Source organism: Thiohalorhabdus sp., assembly GCF_036628635.1.
In the GTDB taxonomy this organism is placed as follows: Bacteria; Pseudomonadota; Gammaproteobacteria; order Thiohalorhabdales; family Thiohalorhabdaceae; genus Thiohalorhabdus.
Map to the genome: position 1 here is coordinate 1 of NZ_JAZKRM010000044.1, position 18177 is coordinate 18177.

Consider the following 18177-nt stretch of genomic DNA (forward strand, 5'->3'; position numbering starts at 1 on the left):
GCTCGTGGATGGCCCGGTCCACGGCCGCGAGGTCGTCGGCCAGCAGGGTCTGGAGGTCTTCGATCGCCATGGGGTGCCGCTTGGTTTTTCCGGTCCCGGGGTCCGGGCGGGGCGCCGGGGAGCGCGGGATTTGGGGGAAGCCAGCAAAACCTAGGCAGCGGGGGCCTGCCTGTCAAGACGCCAATTCTGGCAAGACCACCCCGCGCGCGCAAACCCACCGCTACCCCGAGCCGGCCTTGACAAGCGCGCCCGTTCCGGGCACCAAGCACGGTATGGCGCAACAAACCGATCAATCCGACCACGTCGGCCACCTTCGCGCCTTGCTGCGCGAGAACCCCACCCTTTTTCGGGACTACCCGGACCTGCTGGAGGAGCTGGAGCTGGCCCCCGGCGAGGAGGCCAGCGTGGTGGCCCTGGAACACGCCCGGAACCGCCGCCTGGAACGCCGCCTCGGCGAGCTGAAAAGCGAGCTGGAGAAGCTGGTGGAGACGGCCCGGGAGAACGACCGCTTGGCCCGTCAGTTGCACCGCCTCACGGTGGAGCTGCTTGGCTGCGATGACGGCCACGAGCTGGTCCACGCCCTCCTCGAGGGGGTGCGGCAGAACTTCCGGGTGGAGGCAGTGGGCCTGCGCATGGCGCGCGAATGGTTCGCCCCCAACCTGGACGAGCGTTTCCTGGCGCCGCAGCTGTGGGTGCAGAAGCGCTTCGTGGCCTCAAGCAAGGTGATCCTCGGCCCCCCGGAGGATCCCGAGGGGGTGACCGGGCTCTACGGGGAAACCGGCGAAGCGGTGCGCTCTCAGGCCCTGGTCCCGTTGCGCGACGGCACCCAGCTCTTCGGTCTCTTAGGCCTTGGCAGCAGCGAGGCCGATCGCTACACGTCCGGCATGGGCACCGCCTATCTGGAGCGGCTGGCGGAGCTGGCCGAGGCGTTGCTGGCGCGGTATGCCCGGGATTGACGGGGTTAGGCGTGAGGAGTGAGGCGTGAGGAGCAACGGCACCGTCAAAAGCGTTATCCGCAGATGGCGCAGATGGCCGCAGATAAAACCAACGGCGGGGCCCTTTGGTTGGGTTGCGCCTTCATCTGCGTTTATCTGTGGCATCTGCGGATAGTGCCGTTGCCTTTTCTCCTCATGCCTCGCCCCTTCCCCCTCACTACCCAGAGGCAGCGTTGACCGAATCCTGGCTGGAGGCCTTCGCGGCCCACCTGATCGAGGAGCGCGGCCTGTCGCCCCGCACCGTGGCTGGCTACCGCCGTGACCTGGAGGCCTTCCGGGCCTACCTGGAAGGCGTCTCCCTGGAGGCCGCCGGCCGTCAGCAGGTGCGCGGCTTCGTCGGCCACCTCCACCGCCGGGGCCTGTCGCCGCCCAGCATCCACCGCAGCCTGTCGGCGCTGCGCACCTTCTACGCCTATCTCCTCCGCGAGCGCCAGGTGACCGCCAACCCGGCCGAGCAGGTGCCCGCGCCGAAACAGGGCCGGCCCCTGCCGCGCACCCTGGCCCCCGAGCAGGCCCAGGCCTTGATGGCGGGGGGCCCGGCGGAGGGCTTGGAGGTGCTGCGCGACCGCGCCCTGCTGGAGCTGCTGTACTCCTCCGGCCTGCGCGTTTCCGAGGCGGCCGGGCTGGACCTCAGCGGCGTGGACCGCACCGCCGGCGAGGCCCGAGTCATTGGCAAGGGCCGCAAGACCCGGGTGGTGCCGGTGGGGGGCAAGGCCCTGGAGGCTTTGGCGGCCTACCTGCCGGCCCGCGCCGAGCACGCCGCCGAGGGCGAGGCCGCGCTTTTCGTCACCCGCCGCGGCCGGCGCATGTCGGTGCGGACCATGCAGGACCGGGTGCGCCGGCTCTCCGGGGGCGCGGCCTCGCCCCACACCCTGCGCCACAGCTGCGCCAGCCACCTGCTGGAGAGCTCCGGGGACCTGCGCGCGGTCCAGGAGCTGCTCGGCCACGCCAACCTGGGCACCACGCAGGTCTACACCCACCTGGATGTCCAGCACCTCGCCGCCGTCTACGACCGCGCCCACCCCCGCGCCCGCCGCCGGGGCGACGATGTCGAAGTGTCCGACGGCGAAAGTGAGGACTGACCCGCGGCGGCGGAGGGGCTATAATGGCTTTCCGGAAGTTGGCTATGCGCCTTATTCAGGGATGGTGCTTGTGGGAGGGGCTATCAGCCCCGACACGGATTGTAGGCCCTTTCTGTCGCGGCCAATGGCCGCTCCCACAGGACTCGAACCGAATTCCGGCCTGCTCCCTGACCGAACCGGACAGCCAATTTTCGGAAAGCCGCCGGTTTACCCCGGCTCGGCGATCTGCCCGGCCCAAGATCGGCACTGTAGCGCGGTCAGCGATCGCAAGGGGCCTGGAATGGTCGCGGTCGGTGACCGCTCCTACAGGTTCCCCCGATTAGCCTGGAACGGACGGCACCGTTTCGAACACCCTCACCCACGCAGAAAGACGCACGATGGCCGATTTCGACGGCACCACCATCCTGTCCGTGCGCCGGGGCCACAAGGTGGCCATGGGCGGCGACGGCCAGGTGACCCTGGGCGATACCGTCATGAAGGGCAACGCGGTCAAGGTCCGGCGCATGTACCACGAGCGCGTCCTGGCCGGGTTCGCCGGCTCCACGGCCGACGCCTTCACCCTGTTCGAGCGCTTCGAGGGCAAGCTCGACGCCCACCGCGGCAACCTCAAGCGCGCCGCGGTGGAGCTGGCCAAGGACTGGCGCACCGACCGCGCCCTGCGCCGGCTGGAGGCCCTGCTGGCGGTGGCGGACGCCGAGGTGTCGCTGATCCTGTCCGGCAATGGCGACGTCATCGAGCCCGAGGGCGGGCTCATCGCCATCGGCAGCGGCGGGCCCTACGCCCAGGCGGCGGCCCGGGCGCTGTCCGAGCACACCGACATGGGCCCCACCGAGGTGGTCGACCAGGGCCTCAACATCGCCGCCGAGATCTGCATCTACACTAACGCCAACCGCACGGTGGAGGTCCTCGAAGGTGACTGAATTGACCCCGCCGGAGATCGTCCGCGAACTGGACAAATTCATCGTCGGCCAGCGCGACGCCAAGCGCGCGGTAGCCGTGGCCCTGCGCAACCGGTGGCGGCGCAACCGCCTGGACGCCGAGTTGGCGCAAGAGGTCACGCCCAAGAACATCCTCATGATCGGCCCCACCGGGGTAGGTAAGACCGAGATCGCGCGGCGTCTGGCCACCCTGGCCAATGCGCCGTTTCTGAAGGTGGAGGCCACCAAGTTCACCGAGGTGGGCTACACCGGCCGCGACGTCGAGTCCATGGTGCGCGACCTCACCGAGCAGGCGGTGCAGATGGTGCGCGACGAGGCCAAGGCCGATGTGCGCCGCCGCGCCGAGGACGCCGCCGAGGAGCAGCTGCTCGACATCCTCCTGCCGTCGCGTGAGGAGGGCGACGCCAAGGAGACCGACACCCGCCAGAAGTTCCGCAAGATGCTGCGCGAGGGCCAGCTCGATGAGCGCGAGGTGGAGATCGAGGTGGCAGAAAGCGGCTCCAAGTACCAGATGATGGTGCCCCAGGGCATGGAGGAGATGGGCTCCCAGCTCCAGGAGATGCTCCAGGGCATGGGCGGCGGCCGCACCAAGACCCGCAAGGTGACGGTCAAGGAGGCCTTCCAGATCCTCGCCGATCAGGAGGCGGCCAAGCTGGTGGACGAGGAGGATGTCCGGGAGCGTGCCCTCAAGCGGGTGGCCAACCACGGCATCCTGTTCATCGACGAGCTGGACAAGGTCGCCGGCTCCAGCCAAGGTTCCGGCGGCGGCAGCCCGGACGTCTCCCGGGAGGGCGTGCAGCGCGACCTCCTGCCGCTGGTGGAGGGCTCCACCGTATCCACCAAGCACGGCATGGTGGACACTGACCACATCCTGTTCATCGGCTCCGGGGCCTTCCACTTTTCCAAGCCGAGCGACCTCATCCCCGAGCTCCAGGGTCGCCTGCCCATCCGGGTGGAGCTGGACGCCCTGGGCACGGAGGACTTCGTGCGCATCCTAACCGAGCCCCAGGCGGCGCTAACCCGGCAGCACACCGCCCTGCTCGAGGCCGAGGGTGTGGGCCTCGAGTTCACCGAGGATGGCCTGCGGCGCATCGCCGAGGCGGCCTTCGAGGTCAACGAGCGCACCGAGAACATCGGCGCCCGGCGCCTGCACACGGTCATGGAGCGGCTGCTGGAGGAGGTCTCCTTCGATGCCGCCGAGCGCAGCGGCGAGACCCTGACCATCGACGCCAACTACGTCAACGACCACATCGGCGATCTGGTCACCGACGAGGACCTGTCCCGCTACATCCTATGAGTGAGCAAACCGGATACACGCCCGCCGATACGGCCCACATCCTCAACGAGGCCCTGCCCTATATCCGCCGCTTCCACGGCTCCACCATCGTCATCAAGTACGGCGGCAACGCCATGGTGGACGAGGGGCTCAAGGAGAGCTTCGCCCGGGATGTGGCCCTCATGAAGCTGGTGGGCATGAACCCGGTTATCGTCCATGGCGGTGGCCCCCAGATCGGCAAGACCCTGGAGGAGATGGGGCGCGAGACCGAGTTCGTGGCCGGCCAAAGGGTCACCGATGCCGACACCATGGAGGTGGTGGAGATGGTGCTCGGCGGCCGGGTCAACAAGGAGATCGTCCACCTGCTTAACCGCCACGGCGGCAAGGCCGTGGGGCTGTCCGGGAAAGACGGCGGCCTGATCTCGGCGCGCAAGCTGCAGGTGACCCGCGAGGACCCCGGGGCCGACGCCCCCGAGATCCTGGACGTGGGTCTGGTGGGCGAGGTGGAGGCCATCGACCCCTCGGTGGTCCAGACCCTGGACACCGGCAGCTTCATCCCGGTGATCGCCCCCGTCGGCACCGGCCCCGAGGGCGAGACCTACAACATCAACGCCGACCTGGTGGCGGGCCGGCTGGCGGAGGAGCTGGGCGCCGAGAAGCTGGTGCTGCTCACCGACGTGCCCGGCATCGAGGACGGGAAGGGGAACCTGCTAACGGGCCTGAACCGGGAGCAGGTGGACGCCTACATCGACGATGGCACCATTGCCGGGGGTATGCTGCCCAAGGTCCAGTGCTGCCTGGACACCGTGGCCGGTGGCGTCCACAGCGCCCACATCATCGACGGCCGGGTGGACCACGCCCTGCTGCTTGAGGTGTTCACCGACGCCGGGGTGGGCACGTTGATCCGTGGCGAGGCGCCCGGGATCGAATGACCTGACGGTCCATGAAACCTTCGAGGGGGCAAGCGGTGGCGAAAAAAGGGCAACGGCGGGACGAGATCCTGCAGGCGCTGGCGCGCATGCTGGAGTCCAACACCGAGGGCCGTGTCACCACGGCCGCCCTGGCCGATGAGGTAGGGGTTTCAGAGGCCGCGCTGTATCGCCACTTCGGCTCCAAGGGCCAGATGTTCGAGGCCTTGGTTGAGTTCATCGAGGAAAGCCTGTTCTCCCGGGTGAACCGCATCCTCGAATCGGAGGAGGCCCCGGACGACCAGTGTGAGCAGATCCTGCGCCTGTGGCTGGGCTTCGCCGCCAAGAATCCCGGCCTCGCCCGGCTCATGCTCGGTGAATCGGTCCAGGGCGAGTCCGACGCCCTCAAAACCCGGGTCAACCAGCTCATGGAGCGGTTGGAGACCCAGCTCAAGCAGCTGCTCAAGCAGGCCCGCGTCCAGTCCCGCCTTTCCGCCGACACCGATGCCCTTGCCGGTGCCAACCTGCTGGTGGCGGTGGTCCACGGCCGAATCAATCAGTATTCGCGCTCGAACTTCCGCAACGATCCCACCGAGCAGTGGCCGGCGCAGTGGGCGATCATCCAGGCGGGGTTGTTCCAGTAAGGCAAGTGTTCAGTGTTCAGTTAACGGCCAAAGGCGCCGTTTGGAGGTTTTTGTTCACTGGCAGGTCGCCGGGCTCCTCCCTGCCGATTGCAAAACCTGTCTCCTCCCCCATCCTCTTCTTACTGAACACTCAACACTGAACACTCAATTCGTAATCCGGATCCCCACCTCTTCAATCTCCCCGTCCAACCAAAACGCCCGCACCCGCCACTCCCCCCCTTCCCGCCCAATAATCAGGTGGACCACTTCCGGATACTGGTTCGCGGCGATGTCGGTGGCGCTGGGATAGGGGGGGCTGCAGGGGTGGGAGTGGTAGATGGCCACCAGCTCTTGGCCCGTCTCCCGCAGGTGGCGCATGGCAGCAATGAGCTCGGCCGGGGCCATGTCGAAGGCGTCGGGGCGATGGACGGCGTTGGGGACCGGAAGCTGCTCGTCGGCTCGGCCATCGCGGCCGCCGAGCAGGCCGCAAACCTCCTCATCCGGGGAGGCCGCGGCCGCGCCGATCAGCTCTCGGTGGAGGCGGGCTGGAAGGCGGAGCACGCCGGGCATTGGGGGTCCCGGGCCAGTCCGATGGTGCGGAAGTCCATGGTCAGGGCGTCCATGAGAAGCAGGCGGCCGGCCAGGCCCTCGTCAATGCCGGCCAGGCGCTTGACTGCCTCGATGGCCAGGGCGGTGCCGATCAGGCCGGCGGCGGGACCGAGCACGCCGGTTACCGAGCAGCGCTCGGTGTCGTCCGCATCCGGGGCCTCGCGGTAGGTGCAGCGGTAGCAGGCGCCGAAATCAGGGCGGTCGAAGGGCAGGGTCATGACCTGGCCCTCCATGCGGATTACTGCGCCGGTCACCAGGGGCGTGCGGGCCCGCAGGCAGGCGGCATTGGCGGCGTAGCGGGTGGCGAAGTTGTCGCTGCCGTCCACCACCAGATCGGCTTCGGCCACGGCCTCGTCCAGGTCCTCGCCCTCGAGGCGGGCAGGCACGGGGGTTACCCGCACCTCGGGATTGAGCCGGTACAGCGCGGCCGCCGCCGATTCGGCCTTGTTCCAGCCCACCCGGGATTCGTCGTGGATCACCTGGCGATGGAGGTTGGTGACGTCCACCGCATCGGCATCGGCGATGGTCAGCTCCCCTACCCCGGCCCCGGCCAGGTACAGCGCCGCCGGGGCGCCCAGGCCGCCGGCACCGATCAGCAGGACGCGGCTCCCCAGCAGGCGCTGCTGGCCCGCCACCCCGATGCGCGGCAGCAGGATCTGGCGGCCGTAGCGGTTGAGCTGATCGTCGGTGAGCTCGGCCATGAAAGGCCCTTCCAGCGGGGCTTTTAACCACGGAGAGCACGGAGGAAGACAGGAAGCGGCTTTACCAAAGTCCAACATTCAGCGGCATTTGCCTTTTCCCGCCATCTTGCCTTTTATTGGCTATCCGGTTCGTTCTGGAAGAATGTCGGAATTGGGTCCGGGGTCCTGTGGGAGCGGCCATTGGCCGCGACAGAAAGGGCCTCCGATCCCAGTCGGGGCTGGTAGCCCCGCCCACAAGCACCCTCCCTGAATGCGGCGGATAGGCAGCTGCCTGTTTCCGTGTTCTCCGTGACCTCCGTGGTTGCATGCAGTGTGAGTCGTGCCCGGGGATATCGGTAGCATCACGCCCTTGGAATGCGTCTTCACCCGCCGGTTCCGGGCCACCGCCCCTCCACGATGCGCTCCCGGCCGCCGTAGTCGCGATGCACCGCCACATCGGCGAACCCGGCCTCGGTCAAAAGGGCCTTAACTGTCTCGCCTTGGTCCCAGCCGATCTCCAGCACCAGCCAGCCGTCCGGCTCGAGGTGGTTCGGCGCCTCGGGCACGATGGTGCGATAGGCGTCCAGGCCGTCGGCGCCGGCGGCTAGGGCCTCGCGGGGCTCGGCGGCGACGTCGCCGGCCTCCAGGTGGGGGTCGGCCTCGGGGACGTAGGGGGGATTGGCGACGATCAAGTGACAGGTCCGGTCGGCCACGGGACCGAACCACTCCCCGTCCAGCACCGTCACCCGCTCGCCCAGGCCCAGCTGCTCCATGTTCGCTCGAGCCAGGGCGGCCGCCTGGGGACTGGCCTCCACCGCCTCTACCCCGGCCTCGGGTCGTTCGCTGGCGAGGGCGCCCGCGATGCAGCCGGTTCCGGTGCCCAGGTCGAGGACACGGACAGGCTCGGATTCGACCAGATGGGTGAGCGCTTGCTCCACCACCGCCTCGGTGTCCGGACGCGGGATGAGGGCCTCGGGACCGGTCTTCAGCGGCAGAGACCAGAACTCGCGCTCACCCAGGAGATGGGCCACGGGACTGCCGGCGGCCCGGGCCCGCACCAGCTCGCGGTAGGCATCGCGCTCGGCGGGGGAAAGGGGCCGGTCGGGGTCCATGTAAAGCCGGATGCGCTCCATGCCGCCCAGGGCGTGGCACAGCAGCAGCTCGGCATCTAGCCGGCCGGTGTCGCTTCCGGCCCGGCTCAGGTGGTCGGCGGTCCAGTCCAGGACGTCGCGCACCGTCCAGCTGCCGGCCATGGGCTCAAGATTCCAGCTGGGCCAGCTGATCGGCCTGGTGCTCGGTGATGAGCGGGTCGATGACCAGGTCCAGGTTGCCCTCCAGGACTTGGTCCAGCTGATAGATGGTGAGGTTGATGCGGTGGTCGGTGATCCGCCCCTGGGGGAAGTTGTAGGTGCGGATGCGCTCGGAGCGGTCGCCACTACCCACCAGCGAGCGCCGGGTATCGGCCCGTTCCTGCTCGGCGCGCTGGCGCTCGGCCTCGTACAGCCGCGCCTGCATCACCTTCATGGCCTTGTCCCGGTTCTTGTGCTGCGATTTCTCGTCCTGACAGGAGACCACGGTGCCCGTGGGCAGGTGGGTCAGGCGCACCGCCGAATCGGTGGTGTTGACGCTCTGGCCGCCCGGGCCGGAGGCGCGAAAGATGTCCACCCGCAGATCGTTGGGGTCGAGGTTGACCTCGACCTCCTCGGCCTCGGGCATGACGGCCACGGTGCAGGCCGAGGTATGGATGCGGCCCTGGGTCTCGGTTTCGGGCACCCGCTGAACGCGGTGGCCGCCGGATTCGAACTTGAGCCGGGAATAGGCCTTGTCGCCGCGGACCTGGAGAGTCACCTCCTTGAAGCCGCCCCGCTCGCTCTCGCTCGAGGACATGACCTCGGGCTTCCAGCCGCGCGATTCGGCGTACTGGGTGTACATCTTGAGCAGGTCGCCGGCGAAAAGCGCCGCCTCCTCGCCGCCGGCGCCGGCCCGGATCTCGATGAAGACGTTCTTCTCGTCGTTGGGATCGGCGGGCAGCAGCTGGCGCTGCAAGGTGTCTTCCAGCTCGGCCATCTTGGCATCGGCCTCGTCCAGCTCGGCCCGGGCCATGTCGCCCAGCTCCGGATCGTCCAGCAGGTCTCTGCTCTGTTCGGCGATCTCCTGCCAGTGCTCGTACTCGCCGAAGGTCTTCACTACCGGTTCCAGGTCCGAGTACTCCTTGGACAGGGCTTGGAACCGCTCGATGTGCTCCATCAGCGAGGGCTCGGAGAGCAGCTGGGACAGCTCCTCCAGCCGGTTGCGCGCCCCCTCCAGTTTTTCGCGGATGCCTTCCTTCATGAATCCTCTTCGAGGCGGAACAGCTGATGGGTGGCCTCGATCAGCTCCTCGCCGTTGCCGTTCTCGCTCATCTCGCGCAGTTGCAGGGTGGGGTCGTGGAGGAGCTTGCTGACCAAAGCCTGGGAGAACTTGTCCAGGGCGGTCTCGATCTCCTCGGGGACATGGCCCAGGCGCTTGCGGGTCTTCTCCAGCTCCTGCTCGCGAATGGCCTCGGCCTTGGCCCGCATGGCCTTGATGGTGGGCACTACCTCTTGATTGGCCAGCCATTTCATGAGCTCGGCCACGGTGCCCTCCACGATCTCCTCGGCGTGCTCGGCCTCCTTGCGGCGGGCCTTGAGGTTCTCCTCCACCACCGCGTCCAAGTCGTCCACGGAGTAGAGGTAGACCCCGGAGACTTTCTCGGCTTCTTCAGGGATGTCGCGGGGCACCGCCAGGTCCACCACGAACATGGCTTGGCGCTTGCGTTTCTTCTGGGCGGCGTCGAGCCAGGCCTTTTCTACCACCGTGTCCGGGGCGCCGGTGGAGGAAACCACCACGTCGGCCTCGCCTAGGGCGTCGGCGATGCCCTCCAGCCCCAGCGCATGGCCTTCAAGCTCGCCGGCGAGCTCTTCGGCCCGCTCCCGGGTACGGTTGGCGACGAAGATAGAGGGAACGCCGGCGTCCCGCAGATGCCGCCCTGCCAGCTGGATGGTCTCGCCGGCACCGATCAGAAGCACCCGGGACCCGGATAGGTCGCCGAATATGCGGCGGGCCAGCTCCACTGCAGCGTAGCTCACCGACACCGCTTGGCCCCCGATGTCGGTCTCGCTGCGAACCCGTTTGCCCACCTTGAAGGCGTTGTGAAAGGCCCGGTTGAGCAGAGGGCCCAGGCTGCCGATATTGTAGGCCCGTCGGTAGGCCTCCTTGAGCTGACCCAGGATCTGGGGCTCGCCCACCACCAGGCTGTCCAGGCTGCCTGCAACGCGGAACAAATGGGTGACCGCCTCGCGGTCGGTGTAGGCGTAGAGGTGGGGGCGCAGCTCCGCTGGGTCGATCTGGTGAAAGGTGGCAAGCCAGCCGATCAGGGCCTCCCGACCGGCGTCCGGGTGGCTGACGACGCAATAGCACTCCGTCCGGTTGCAGGTGGACAGGATGGCACCCTCCCGGACGGCCGGCTGCTGGGTGAGGTCCAGCAGGGCATCGGGGAGGGATTCCGGCCCGAAGGAGACCTGCTCCCGGAGATCAACCGGGGCCGTCTTGTGGTTAACGCCTATGGCGAGGATATGCATGGAATTCGCTGTTTTGCAGCGGCGAGCACTGCTCCGTGTCGACGGCGGAAACGCCCTTGCCGGACCCTTTCAAACGCCACCGGAAGGCGGTCGCCCGATGCGTTTCCGTGACCGAGCCCGCAGGAAAGGGCCCGACAACCGTAAAATAGTGCGTTATCGACCGATTAAGTTCAAGCGCAGCCAGCGACCCGGCCGGGCCGCTTTGGACACCCTATTACCTCTGTGGGACAATCCAGCACCAGATGGGATCCGTCCCGGCCGCGAGGGCAAGCGCGCTCGCCGGCACCCAGTCCGCGCCAACCCGCCGGGCGCGGTTTATAGGGAAACAAAAGCCTCTTCCACGCCCAGTCCCCCTAACTGGCCATTGGACACTGCCCCCGTGAGTCCGCGACTCCCGCTAGCCCGTTTCATTGCCTTCGGCCTTTTGGTCGGCCCCCTCATCGGCTGTCAGACACCGACTCCGAGCCAGGAGGCCCCGGCGCCCGCAGCCCCCGAAACCTCCCGGCCTCAGGCCGAGGCCCCCTACCGCTACGCCCTGTTCACCTATCTTGCCGCCCAGCTTGCCCGCCAGGGAGGTCATCCCGACGAGGCCGCTCCCTGGTTCGCCCGTACTGCCGAGGTAACAGGCCGGGCCGAGCTGTACGGCGAAGCGGTGCACGCCGCCCTGAAAGCCGACAATGGGGAGGCGGCGGCCACCTATGCCAAACGCTGGCGGAAAGCCGCGCCGGATGAGCCGAAATCACTGCTTGCCCTGGCCCGCGCTCGGGTCCAGCAGGAGGACGCTGAGGGGGCCGCCGAGGCGGTCGCACGGCTGGTCAGTGCCCATCCCCGTGCCGAAGAGGTGCTGTTAAGCACCGGCAAGCGCTTGGCGGAAGCTGGAGGGGTCCAAATGGCGATGCAGGCCCTTCGGGGCGCGGGCGAAGCCCACTCCGACAATGCCGCAGCCCACCTGGCCTATGGCCACTTTTTAACCCGCCTGCGCCAGCAGCAGGCTGCGGTGGAGGCGCTCCGAAGGGCGCGCGAGCTGCGGCCCGAATGGCAGCTGGCCGTGGTTCAGCTGGCCCAGGCCCTGCCGGCCAACGAGGGTTTGGCGGTCCTCCGCGATTTCCTGGCCGGTCATCCCGACGCCTTCCAGCCCCGTCTGCGCTTTGCCCAAGGTCTGCTTGCTACGGACCGCCCGAGCGAAGCGGAGCAGGTCTACACCACTCTGGCCGGGGACCACCCGGAAGAGGCCGAGGTTTTCATGGGGCTCGGTTTGGCCCGTTTCCATCAGGAGAAGTGGGTGGACGCCGCGGAGGCCTTCCGCCGGGTGCTGGTTCTCGATCCGGGTAACAATGCCGCGCTTTACCACCTCGGCCGGGTGGCCGAGGCCCAGGAGGACTACGCCGGAGCGGCCGCCCATTACAGCCGGGTCCACAGCGGTCGTTACACCCAGGAGGCCCGCCTGCGCGAGGCCATGGCCGCCGTCCAGACCGAGGACTTGGAGAGGGCCCTGCAGTTGGTCCGCCAGCTGCGCGCCTTCCAGCCGGAAGAGCCCGAATATTATCGGCTGGAGGCTCGCATCATGGCCGAGATGGACCAGGTCAAGGCGGCCGAGAAGTTGGCCGACCGGGGTCTGGACAAGCATCCCCAGAACGTGGATCTGCTCTACACCCGCGCCCTTATCCGCGACCAGCGGGGTGACTACCAGGGCATGGAAGCGGACATCCGGCGCGTAATCGAGCAGCGTTCCGATGAGGCCCGGGCCTACAATTTCCTGGGCTACAGCTTGGCCGATCGCGGTGTGCGTCTGGATGAGGCTCTGGAGCTCATCCGCAAGGCCAACGACCTCGAGCCGGAAGCGGGTTACATTCTGGACAGCCTGGGCTGGGTCTATTACCGGATGGGAAAACTGGATGCGGCCGAGCGTAATCTCCGGCATGCGCTAAAGCGCACGCCGGATGACCCCAAAATCCTCGCCCATTTGGGCGAGGTCCTGGAGGCTCGGGATCGGCCCGGTGAGGCTCGGCAAGTGTGGCAGCAGGCCTTGGAAAAGGTCGAAGTCGGCTCCCAGCTCGGCCGCGAGCTTCGGCGTCGCCTGGGCGAGGGGCAGGCCCAGTGAGGGCCCCCCTGCCCCACCTTTGGTGGGCTGTCTTACCGATCCTGTTGGCAGGTTGTGCCGGGATCCAGCTCCCAGAGCCGGCAGCCAACCGGGACCAAGCCGTGGCCGCCTACAAGGAGCGGGTGGATCGGCTGTCGAAGCTGGTGGGCTGGCGTTTGGATGGGCGGGTTGTGGCCAAGGGGCCGGGCGAGAGCGGGCAGGCCCGCATCCGCTGGAGCCGCTCCGACAGGGAGGGGCGGCTGGCGGTTCGTAACCCCTTCGGTCAGACCATTCTGGAAATGCGCAACGGACCCCGGGGGCTTCGGTTGCGGGATGCCCAGGGCGGAGTTTTCCGCGGTGACCGAGCCCACACTGTCCTGCGCGAACGGCTGGGCTGGCGGGTTCCCGTTGGTCGGCTGGCAGACTGGGCCCTAGGCCTGGGGCGTGGCGAGGGCGTGCCGGCCGATCTCGACGCCAACGGCCGGCCACGCCACCTTGCGGCTGATGGCTGGACGGTGACCTTTAGCGAGTATATTCAGGTGGATGGACTGTCGCTGCCGCAATCCATGCTTGTTAGCCGTGACGAAATGCAGCTACGCATTCGGGTGCAGGAGTGGCATTTGCAGTGGCCCGACGGCAGCCGGCCGGGGCAACAGGCGTGAGCGCCGCCCCTGCCGCGGGCACCGAGCCCCTGAGCGGCCCTGGGTGGCAGGGTGACGAGCACCTGCTGGCACCGGCCCCCGCCAAGCTCAATCTCTTTTTGCACATTACCGGTCGCCGCAGCGACGGCATGCACGAGCTGCAGACCCTGTTCCAGTTTCTGGATTGGGGCGATCGGCTTCGCTTCGAGCCCCTTGAGGAACAGCTCATCGAACGGGCCGTGGGGGTAGCCGGGATCGCGCCCGACCAGGACTTGGTTCTGCGCGCCGCCCGCCTTCTGGCGGCGCATACCGGCTACCCTGGCGGCGTTCGCGTGGCGGTGGACAAGCACCTGCCCGTGGGTGGCGGCCTGGGCGGCGGTAGCAGCGATGCGGCTACCACGTTGCTGGTACTCAACCGGTTGTGGGGGGCAGGCCTGGGCCGTGACGAGCTGGCCGTCCTGGGCGCCGAGCTCGGCGCCGATGTGCCGGTGTTCATCGGAGGCCGGGCCGCCTGGGCCGAAGGCGTGGGGGAGCAGCTGACCCCGGCTGGGGATATCGCGGAGCCCTGGTATCTGGTGGTTTGGCCCAAGGGCGTGCAGGTGGACACGGGCAAAGCCTTCGGTGACCCGAACTTGACACGCCATCACCCCCTGGTGACAATAGAGGACTTTTCTCGCGGGCGTTGTGACAATGATTTCGTGGCCGTGGTGGAGCGCCGCCATCCCGATATCGCCCGCATCCGGGAATGGCTGGAAAGCCTCGCGCCAACCCCGGGCCGGTTGACCGGTTCGGGGGCCTGCCTGTTCGCCGCCTGTGCCAGCTACGAGGAAGCGGCGGCGCTGCGCGCTCGGGCTCCCGAGGCCTGGGGTGCTGCTGTGGCGCGCGGTTGCAATCGGCACCCATTGGCCGATTGGGCCTTCCCGGAAGCCGCTGAATAGCGGGCGATGCCTTTAGCGAGTGCAACTGGGGCGTGGCCAAGCGGTAAGGCACCGGATTTTGATTCCGGCATTCGCAGGTTCGAATCCTGCCGCCCCAGCCAATTGGCCGCAAACAATGGCCGCAGGGCCAACCCCTGCGGCCATTGTGCCGTTCCCCCTTACCGGTCTCCCGAAGCCGACCGCGCGGATCAACCACGGAGCCTCCCTGGATGGCCAACAGCGATCTGGCCCTGTTTTCGGGCAATGCGAACCGCCCGCTGGCTGAAAATGTGGCCCACCACCTGAATGTGCCCCTGGGCGAGGCGGATGTTGGCATGTTCAGCGATGGCGAAGTGTATGTGGAATTTCTGGAGAACGTCCGAGGGCGCGACGTATTCGTGATCCAGCCCACTTGTTCGCCGTCCAACGACCACCTGATGGAGTTGCTGGCCATGCTCGACGCCCTCAAGCGGGCATCGGCGGCTCGTATCACCGCGGTGGTTCCCTATTACGGCTATGCCCGCCAGGATCGCCGCGCCACCGGCCGCACCCCCATCACCGCCAAGCTGGTGGCGGACGTGATTACCACCGCCGGTGCCGACCGGGTGCTGACCATGGATCTGCACGCTGATCAGATCCAGGGCTTTTTCGATATGCCGGTGGACAACATCTATGCCTCGCCGGTGCTGCTGGGGGAGTTGCTCCGACTGGAGATGGAGAACCTGGTGGTTGTCTCTCCGGACGTTGGCGGGGTGGTCCGGGCTCGGGCGTTGGCCAAGCGCTTGGATGCCGAGCTGGCCATCATCGACAAGCGCCGGCCACGGCCCAACGAAGCTCAGGTGATGCACATCATCGGCGATGTCGAGGATCGCAACTGCGTTATCGTCGACGATATGGTGGATACCGCCAACACCCTGTGCCGCGCCGCCACCGCGCTCAAGGACAAGGGCGCGCGCTCGGTGATGGCGGCGGTGACTCACCCGGTGCTCTCGGGCGAGGCCATGGACAATATCGAGAGCTCAGGGCTAGATACCATGCTGGTGACCGACACCATTCCGCTGAACGACAAGGCGGCGAACAGCACCAAAATCCGGGTGCTGTCCGTTTCCGAGCTCCTGGCCGAGGCCATCCGCCGGGTCAATGACGAAGACTCGGTTAGCTCTTTGTTCCCCGAATAAGGGCGGCCGGCAGCGCACCGAACTTACGAATCAAGCGATCGCGAGGCGATTCACCCATGGCGGATTACTCCCTAACCGCAGTCGAGCGCAACCAGAAGGGCACCCCCGCTAGCCGCCGCATGCGGCGCGAGGGCTGGGTCCCGGCCAATATCTACGGAGCCAGCAAGGACCCACACATGGTGGCAATAGGCGAAAACGAGCTCCTCCAGCTGATGGAGGATGAAGGCTTCTTCTCTAGCCTGATCAGCCTCGAGGGTCTCAACGAGCGCCAGGATGTTTTGGTGCGGGAAGTTCAGATGCACCCCCACAAGCCCAAGGCCATGCATGTGGACTTCCAGCGGGTCAAGGCGGACCAGATGCTGACCCTCAACGTGCCGGTGCACGTCTCCGGCCAGGAGGGCGCCCCGGGCGTTATCCAGGGCGGCACGGTGTCGCAGCTGATCCACGATGTCGAGGTCACCTGCCTGCCCAAGAACATCCCCGATTATCTCGAGATGGATGTGGGCACCATGGAGATCGGTGACACCCTCCACCTTTCGGATATCAAGGCGCCCGCGGGCGTGGAGATCAACGTCGATCCTGAAACCGACCAGCCGGTAGTGAGCGTGGTTGGCACCAAGCCCGAGCTCGAGCCCGCCGTTGCCGAGGAAGCCGAGGAGACCGCCGGCGAGGCCGAATCCGGCGAGGAAGAGGAAGAGTAGAGACCGCTCGTGGTGCGCCTGGTGGTCGGTCTGGGCAACCCCGGTACCAAGTATCGGGGAACCCGCCACAACATCGGCTTCGTCTGGGCCGATCGGGTGGCGGCCCGTCTCGGGATCAAATGGTCCGGCCAACGACGCTATCAGGCCGAGGTAGCCGAATGGCCGCTAGACGGGCATTTGGTCTGGGCAATGAAGCCCCAGACCTACATGAACCACAGCGGCCGAGCGGTTGCCCCCTTCGCCCGTGCCAAGGGCATCGAGCCCGAGTCCATTCTGGTGGTGCACGACGAGCTCGACCTGCCGCCCGGAACCGCCCGCCTCAAGGCCGGTGGTGGCCATGGTGGCCACAATGGCCTGCGCGACCTGGTGGAAGAGCTGGGCACCAAGGATTTCCTGCGGCTGCGCTTAGGCATCGGCCATCCCGGGGACCGCAGCCAGGTCACCCCGTACGTGCTCGGCCGGGCGGCCCCCGAGGAGCGCCAAGCCATGGAGGCGGGCATGGACCGCGCCGCCGAGGTGCTGCCCGACCTAGCCGCCGGCAACTGGCAGCGAGCGGTGAACGATCTGCATTCCCCAACCCCCTCGGACTCCTGAGCCCTGATTCACATCTCTAGCAAACCGGACCATTCATGGGATTCCAGTGCGGCATCGTGGGCCTGCCCAATGTCGGCAAGTCCACCCTGTTCAACGCCCTAACCCGGGCCGGCATCCAGGCCGAGAACTACCCCTTCTGCACCATCGAGCCCAACGTTGGCGTGGTGCCCGTGCCCGACCCGCGTCTGGACGAGCTGGCGCGTCTGGTCCAGCCCAAGGAGGTGACCCCTACCGCCATCCAGTTCGTCGACATCGCCGGGCTGGTGGCGGGGGCCTCCGAAGGCGAGGGACTGGGCAACCAGTTCCTGGCCAACATCCGCGAGGTAGATGCCATCGCCCACGTGGTGCGTTGTTTCGAGGACGACAATGTCCCCCATGTGGGGGGTACGGTGGATCCTATCCGGGATATCGAGACCATCGAGAACGAGCTCGTCCTGGCCGATCTGGAGACTGCCGAGAAGGCACTGGCGCGCGGCCGGAAGGCGGCCAAGGGTGGCGACAAGGAGGCCCAGGCCGAGACCGACCTGCTGGAGCGAGTCCAGGCCAACCTTGCCGAGGGCGGCTTGCTGCGCACCATGGAGCTTTCCGAGGATGACTGGGTGCGGCTCAAGGGCTTTCACCTGCTCACCGGCAAGCCCGTGCTGTACGTGGCCAATGTCGAGGAAGGCGGGGAACAGGCCAACAAGCACGTGGCGGCGGTCAAAGACTACGCCGAGCTCACCGACAGCGAAGTGGTGGTGGTCAGCGCCGCCACCGAGGCCGAGCTCATGGAGCTCGAGGACGACGAGCGCGAGGAATTTCTGGCGGAGCTGGGCATGGAAGAGCCCGGTCTCAACCGCGTCATCCGCGCCGGCTACTCGCTGTTGGGCCTGATCACTTTCTTCACGGCAGGGCCCAAGGAGGTGCGTGCCTGGACGGTGCCCGAAGGGGCCACTGCCCCCCGCGCCGCCCGCGAGATCCACAGCGACATGGAGCGGGGCTTTATCCGTGCTGAGGTCATCACCTTCGAGGATTACATTGCTTACGGTGGCGAGCAGGGGGCCAAGGAAGCCGGACGCATGCGCTCGGAGGGCAAGGACTACGTGGTCAAGGACGGCGACATCATTCTATTCCGGTTCAACGTCTGATACTCACTCAGCCCCTGTGGTTGACAGGCTGCGGCGCCATCCTAAAATACGATCTCCCTTATGGCGGATTAGCTCAGTGGTTAGAGCAACGGAATCATAATCCGTGTGTCCGGGGTTCAAGTCCCTGATCCGCCACCATCCCCAATCCACCGCCCTTTCGGGCGGTTTTTTTGATTGGCATCGGACCATCAGGTAGGACCTTGTTAAGGTTGCCTGATGGCCCAGAATC

General features: G+C 67.2%; 18 protein-coding genes and 2 tRNA genes. 15 read left to right on the forward strand and 5 right to left on the reverse strand.

Annotation, left to right across the window (positions count from 1 at the left end; genetic code table 11):
• Window positions 1-236: 236 nt before the first annotated feature.
• The 6 genes from V5A19_RS11530 to slmA all read left to right on the forward strand — a co-directional run bounded on the left by V5A19_RS11530 (window position 237) and on the right by slmA (window position 5843).
• On the forward strand, window positions 237-956 hold the full coding sequence (locus V5A19_RS11530; RefSeq protein ID WP_332327817.1) for a DUF484 family protein: 720 nt from the start codon (window positions 237-239) through the stop codon (window positions 954-956).
• Between the two features lie 212 nt (window positions 957-1168).
• Entirely contained in the window at window positions 1169-2077 is a 909-nt protein-coding gene (locus V5A19_RS11535) for a tyrosine recombinase XerC (RefSeq protein WP_332319385.1), read from the forward strand.
• Window positions 2078-2454: 377 nt separating this feature from the next.
• Window positions 2455-2997, forward strand: coding sequence for an ATP-dependent protease subunit HslV (hslV, locus tag V5A19_RS11540; protein WP_332319386.1), 543 nt, complete (start codon window positions 2455-2457; stop codon window positions 2995-2997).
• Window positions 2990-4312, forward strand: coding sequence for an ATP-dependent protease ATPase subunit HslU (hslU, locus tag V5A19_RS11545; protein ID WP_332319387.1), 1323 nt, complete (start codon window positions 2990-2992; stop codon window positions 4310-4312). Before hslV ends, hslU begins: the two co-directional genes overlap by 8 nt.
• On the forward strand, window positions 4309-5223 hold the full coding sequence (gene argB, locus V5A19_RS11550) for an acetylglutamate kinase (protein ID WP_332319388.1): 915 nt from the start codon (window positions 4309-4311) through the stop codon (window positions 5221-5223). Before hslU ends, argB begins: the two co-directional genes overlap by 4 nt.
• Before the next feature lie 35 nt (window positions 5224-5258).
• Window positions 5259-5843 (forward strand): nucleoid occlusion factor SlmA, encoded by a 585-nt coding sequence (slmA, locus tag V5A19_RS11555; protein WP_332319389.1) that lies wholly within the window; start codon window positions 5259-5261, stop codon window positions 5841-5843.
• Window positions 5844-5987: 144 nt separating this feature from the next.
• On the opposite strand, the gene V5A19_RS11560 is transcribed toward slmA, so the two are convergent.
• The 5 genes from V5A19_RS11560 to hemA all read right to left on the reverse strand — a co-directional run bounded on the left by V5A19_RS11560 (window position 5988) and on the right by hemA (window position 10710).
• Window positions 5988-6392, reverse strand: a complete 405-nt coding sequence (locus V5A19_RS11560; RefSeq protein WP_332319390.1) for a M67 family metallopeptidase — start codon at window positions 6390-6392, stop codon at window positions 5988-5990.
• Window positions 6347-7132: a HesA/MoeB/ThiF family protein gene (locus V5A19_RS11565; protein WP_332319391.1), complete on the reverse strand. Its 786-nt coding sequence runs from the start codon at window positions 7130-7132 to the stop codon at window positions 6347-6349. Before V5A19_RS11565 ends, V5A19_RS11560 begins: the two co-directional genes overlap by 46 nt.
• A 362-nt stretch (window positions 7133-7494) precedes the next feature.
• Window positions 7495-8364 carry a peptide chain release factor N(5)-glutamine methyltransferase gene (gene prmC / locus V5A19_RS11570; protein ID WP_332319392.1) on the reverse strand — a complete coding sequence of 290 codons (870 nt, stop codon included), beginning with the start codon at window positions 8362-8364 and terminating at the stop codon, window positions 7495-7497.
• 4 nt (window positions 8365-8368) lie between these two features.
• Complete coding sequence (gene prfA, locus V5A19_RS11575) at window positions 8369-9442, reverse strand: peptide chain release factor 1 (RefSeq protein ID WP_332319393.1); 1074 nt, start codon at window positions 9440-9442, stop codon at window positions 8369-8371.
• Window positions 9439-10710, reverse strand: a complete 1272-nt coding sequence (hemA, locus tag V5A19_RS11580) for a glutamyl-tRNA reductase (RefSeq protein ID WP_332319394.1) — start codon at window positions 10708-10710, stop codon at window positions 9439-9441. The genes prfA and hemA overlap by 4 nt, the downstream gene beginning before the upstream one ends.
• A gap of 379 nt (window positions 10711-11089) precedes the next feature.
• Between hemA and V5A19_RS11585 the strand changes: the two genes are divergently transcribed.
• The 9 genes from V5A19_RS11585 (at window position 11090) to V5A19_RS11625 (ending at window position 18086) form a co-directional block, all read left to right on the forward strand.
• Window positions 11090-12811 (forward strand): tetratricopeptide repeat protein, encoded by a 1722-nt coding sequence (locus tag V5A19_RS11585; RefSeq protein ID WP_332319395.1) that lies wholly within the window; start codon window positions 11090-11092, stop codon window positions 12809-12811.
• Window positions 12808-13452 (forward strand): lipoprotein insertase outer membrane protein LolB, encoded by a 645-nt coding sequence (gene lolB, locus V5A19_RS11590; protein WP_332319396.1) that lies wholly within the window; start codon window positions 12808-12810, stop codon window positions 13450-13452. The genes V5A19_RS11585 and lolB overlap by 4 nt, the downstream gene beginning before the upstream one ends.
• The gene (gene ispE, locus V5A19_RS11595; protein WP_332319397.1) at window positions 13449-14369 is read left to right on the forward strand and encodes a 4-(cytidine 5'-diphospho)-2-C-methyl-D-erythritol kinase; all 921 of its coding nucleotides are present in this window, start codon (window positions 13449-13451) and stop codon (window positions 14367-14369) included. Before lolB ends, ispE begins: the two co-directional genes overlap by 4 nt.
• Window positions 14370-14395: 26 nt before the next feature.
• Window positions 14396-14470 (forward strand) — tRNA-Gln (locus tag V5A19_RS11600).
• Window positions 14471-14578: 108 nt separating this feature from the next.
• On the forward strand, window positions 14579-15526 hold the full coding sequence (locus V5A19_RS11605; protein WP_332319398.1) for a ribose-phosphate pyrophosphokinase: 948 nt from the start codon (window positions 14579-14581) through the stop codon (window positions 15524-15526).
• Between the two features lie 56 nt (window positions 15527-15582).
• Window positions 15583-16227, forward strand: coding sequence for a 50S ribosomal protein L25/general stress protein Ctc (locus V5A19_RS11610; protein WP_332319399.1), 645 nt, complete (start codon window positions 15583-15585; stop codon window positions 16225-16227).
• 9 nt (window positions 16228-16236) lie between these two features.
• Entirely contained in the window at window positions 16237-16821 is a 585-nt protein-coding gene (pth, locus tag V5A19_RS11615; RefSeq protein WP_332319400.1) for an aminoacyl-tRNA hydrolase, read from the forward strand.
• Between the two features lie 35 nt (window positions 16822-16856).
• Window positions 16857-17948 (forward strand): redox-regulated ATPase YchF, encoded by a 1092-nt coding sequence (gene ychF, locus V5A19_RS11620; protein ID WP_332319401.1) that lies wholly within the window; start codon window positions 16857-16859, stop codon window positions 17946-17948.
• A gap of 62 nt (window positions 17949-18010) precedes the next feature.
• Window positions 18011-18086: transfer RNA gene (locus V5A19_RS11625), tRNA-Met, on the forward strand.
• Window positions 18087-18177 lie beyond the last annotated feature (91 nt).

Excerpts from the sequence above, each read along its gene's own strand:
- hslV (WP_332319386.1), top strand. The coding sequence starts at position 2,455 with ATGGCCGATTTCGACGGCACCACCATCCTGTCCGTGCGCCGGGGCCAC.
- argB (WP_332319388.1), top strand. The coding sequence starts at position 4,309 with ATGAGTGAGCAAACCGGATACACGCCCGCCGATACGGCCCACATCCTC.
- V5A19_RS11560 (WP_332319390.1), bottom strand. The coding sequence starts at position 6,392 with ATGCCCGGCGTGCTCCGCCTTCCAGCCCGCCTCCACCGAGAGCTGATC.
- V5A19_RS11565 (WP_332319391.1), bottom strand. The coding sequence starts at position 7,132 with ATGGCCGAGCTCACCGACGATCAGCTCAACCGCTACGGCCGCCAGATC.
- prmC (WP_332319392.1), bottom strand. The coding sequence starts at position 8,364 with ATGGCCGGCAGCTGGACGGTGCGCGACGTCCTGGACTGGACCGCCGAC.
- prfA (WP_332319393.1), bottom strand. The coding sequence starts at position 9,442 with ATGAAGGAAGGCATCCGCGAAAAACTGGAGGGGGCGCGCAACCGGCTG.
- hemA (WP_332319394.1), bottom strand. The coding sequence starts at position 10,710 with ATGCATATCCTCGCCATAGGCGTTAACCACAAGACGGCCCCGGTTGAT.
- V5A19_RS11605 (WP_332319398.1), top strand. The coding sequence starts at position 14,579 with ATGGCCAACAGCGATCTGGCCCTGTTTTCGGGCAATGCGAACCGCCCG.
- V5A19_RS11610 (WP_332319399.1), top strand. The coding sequence starts at position 15,583 with ATGGCGGATTACTCCCTAACCGCAGTCGAGCGCAACCAGAAGGGCACC.
- ychF (WP_332319401.1), top strand. The coding sequence starts at position 16,857 with ATGGGATTCCAGTGCGGCATCGTGGGCCTGCCCAATGTCGGCAAGTCC.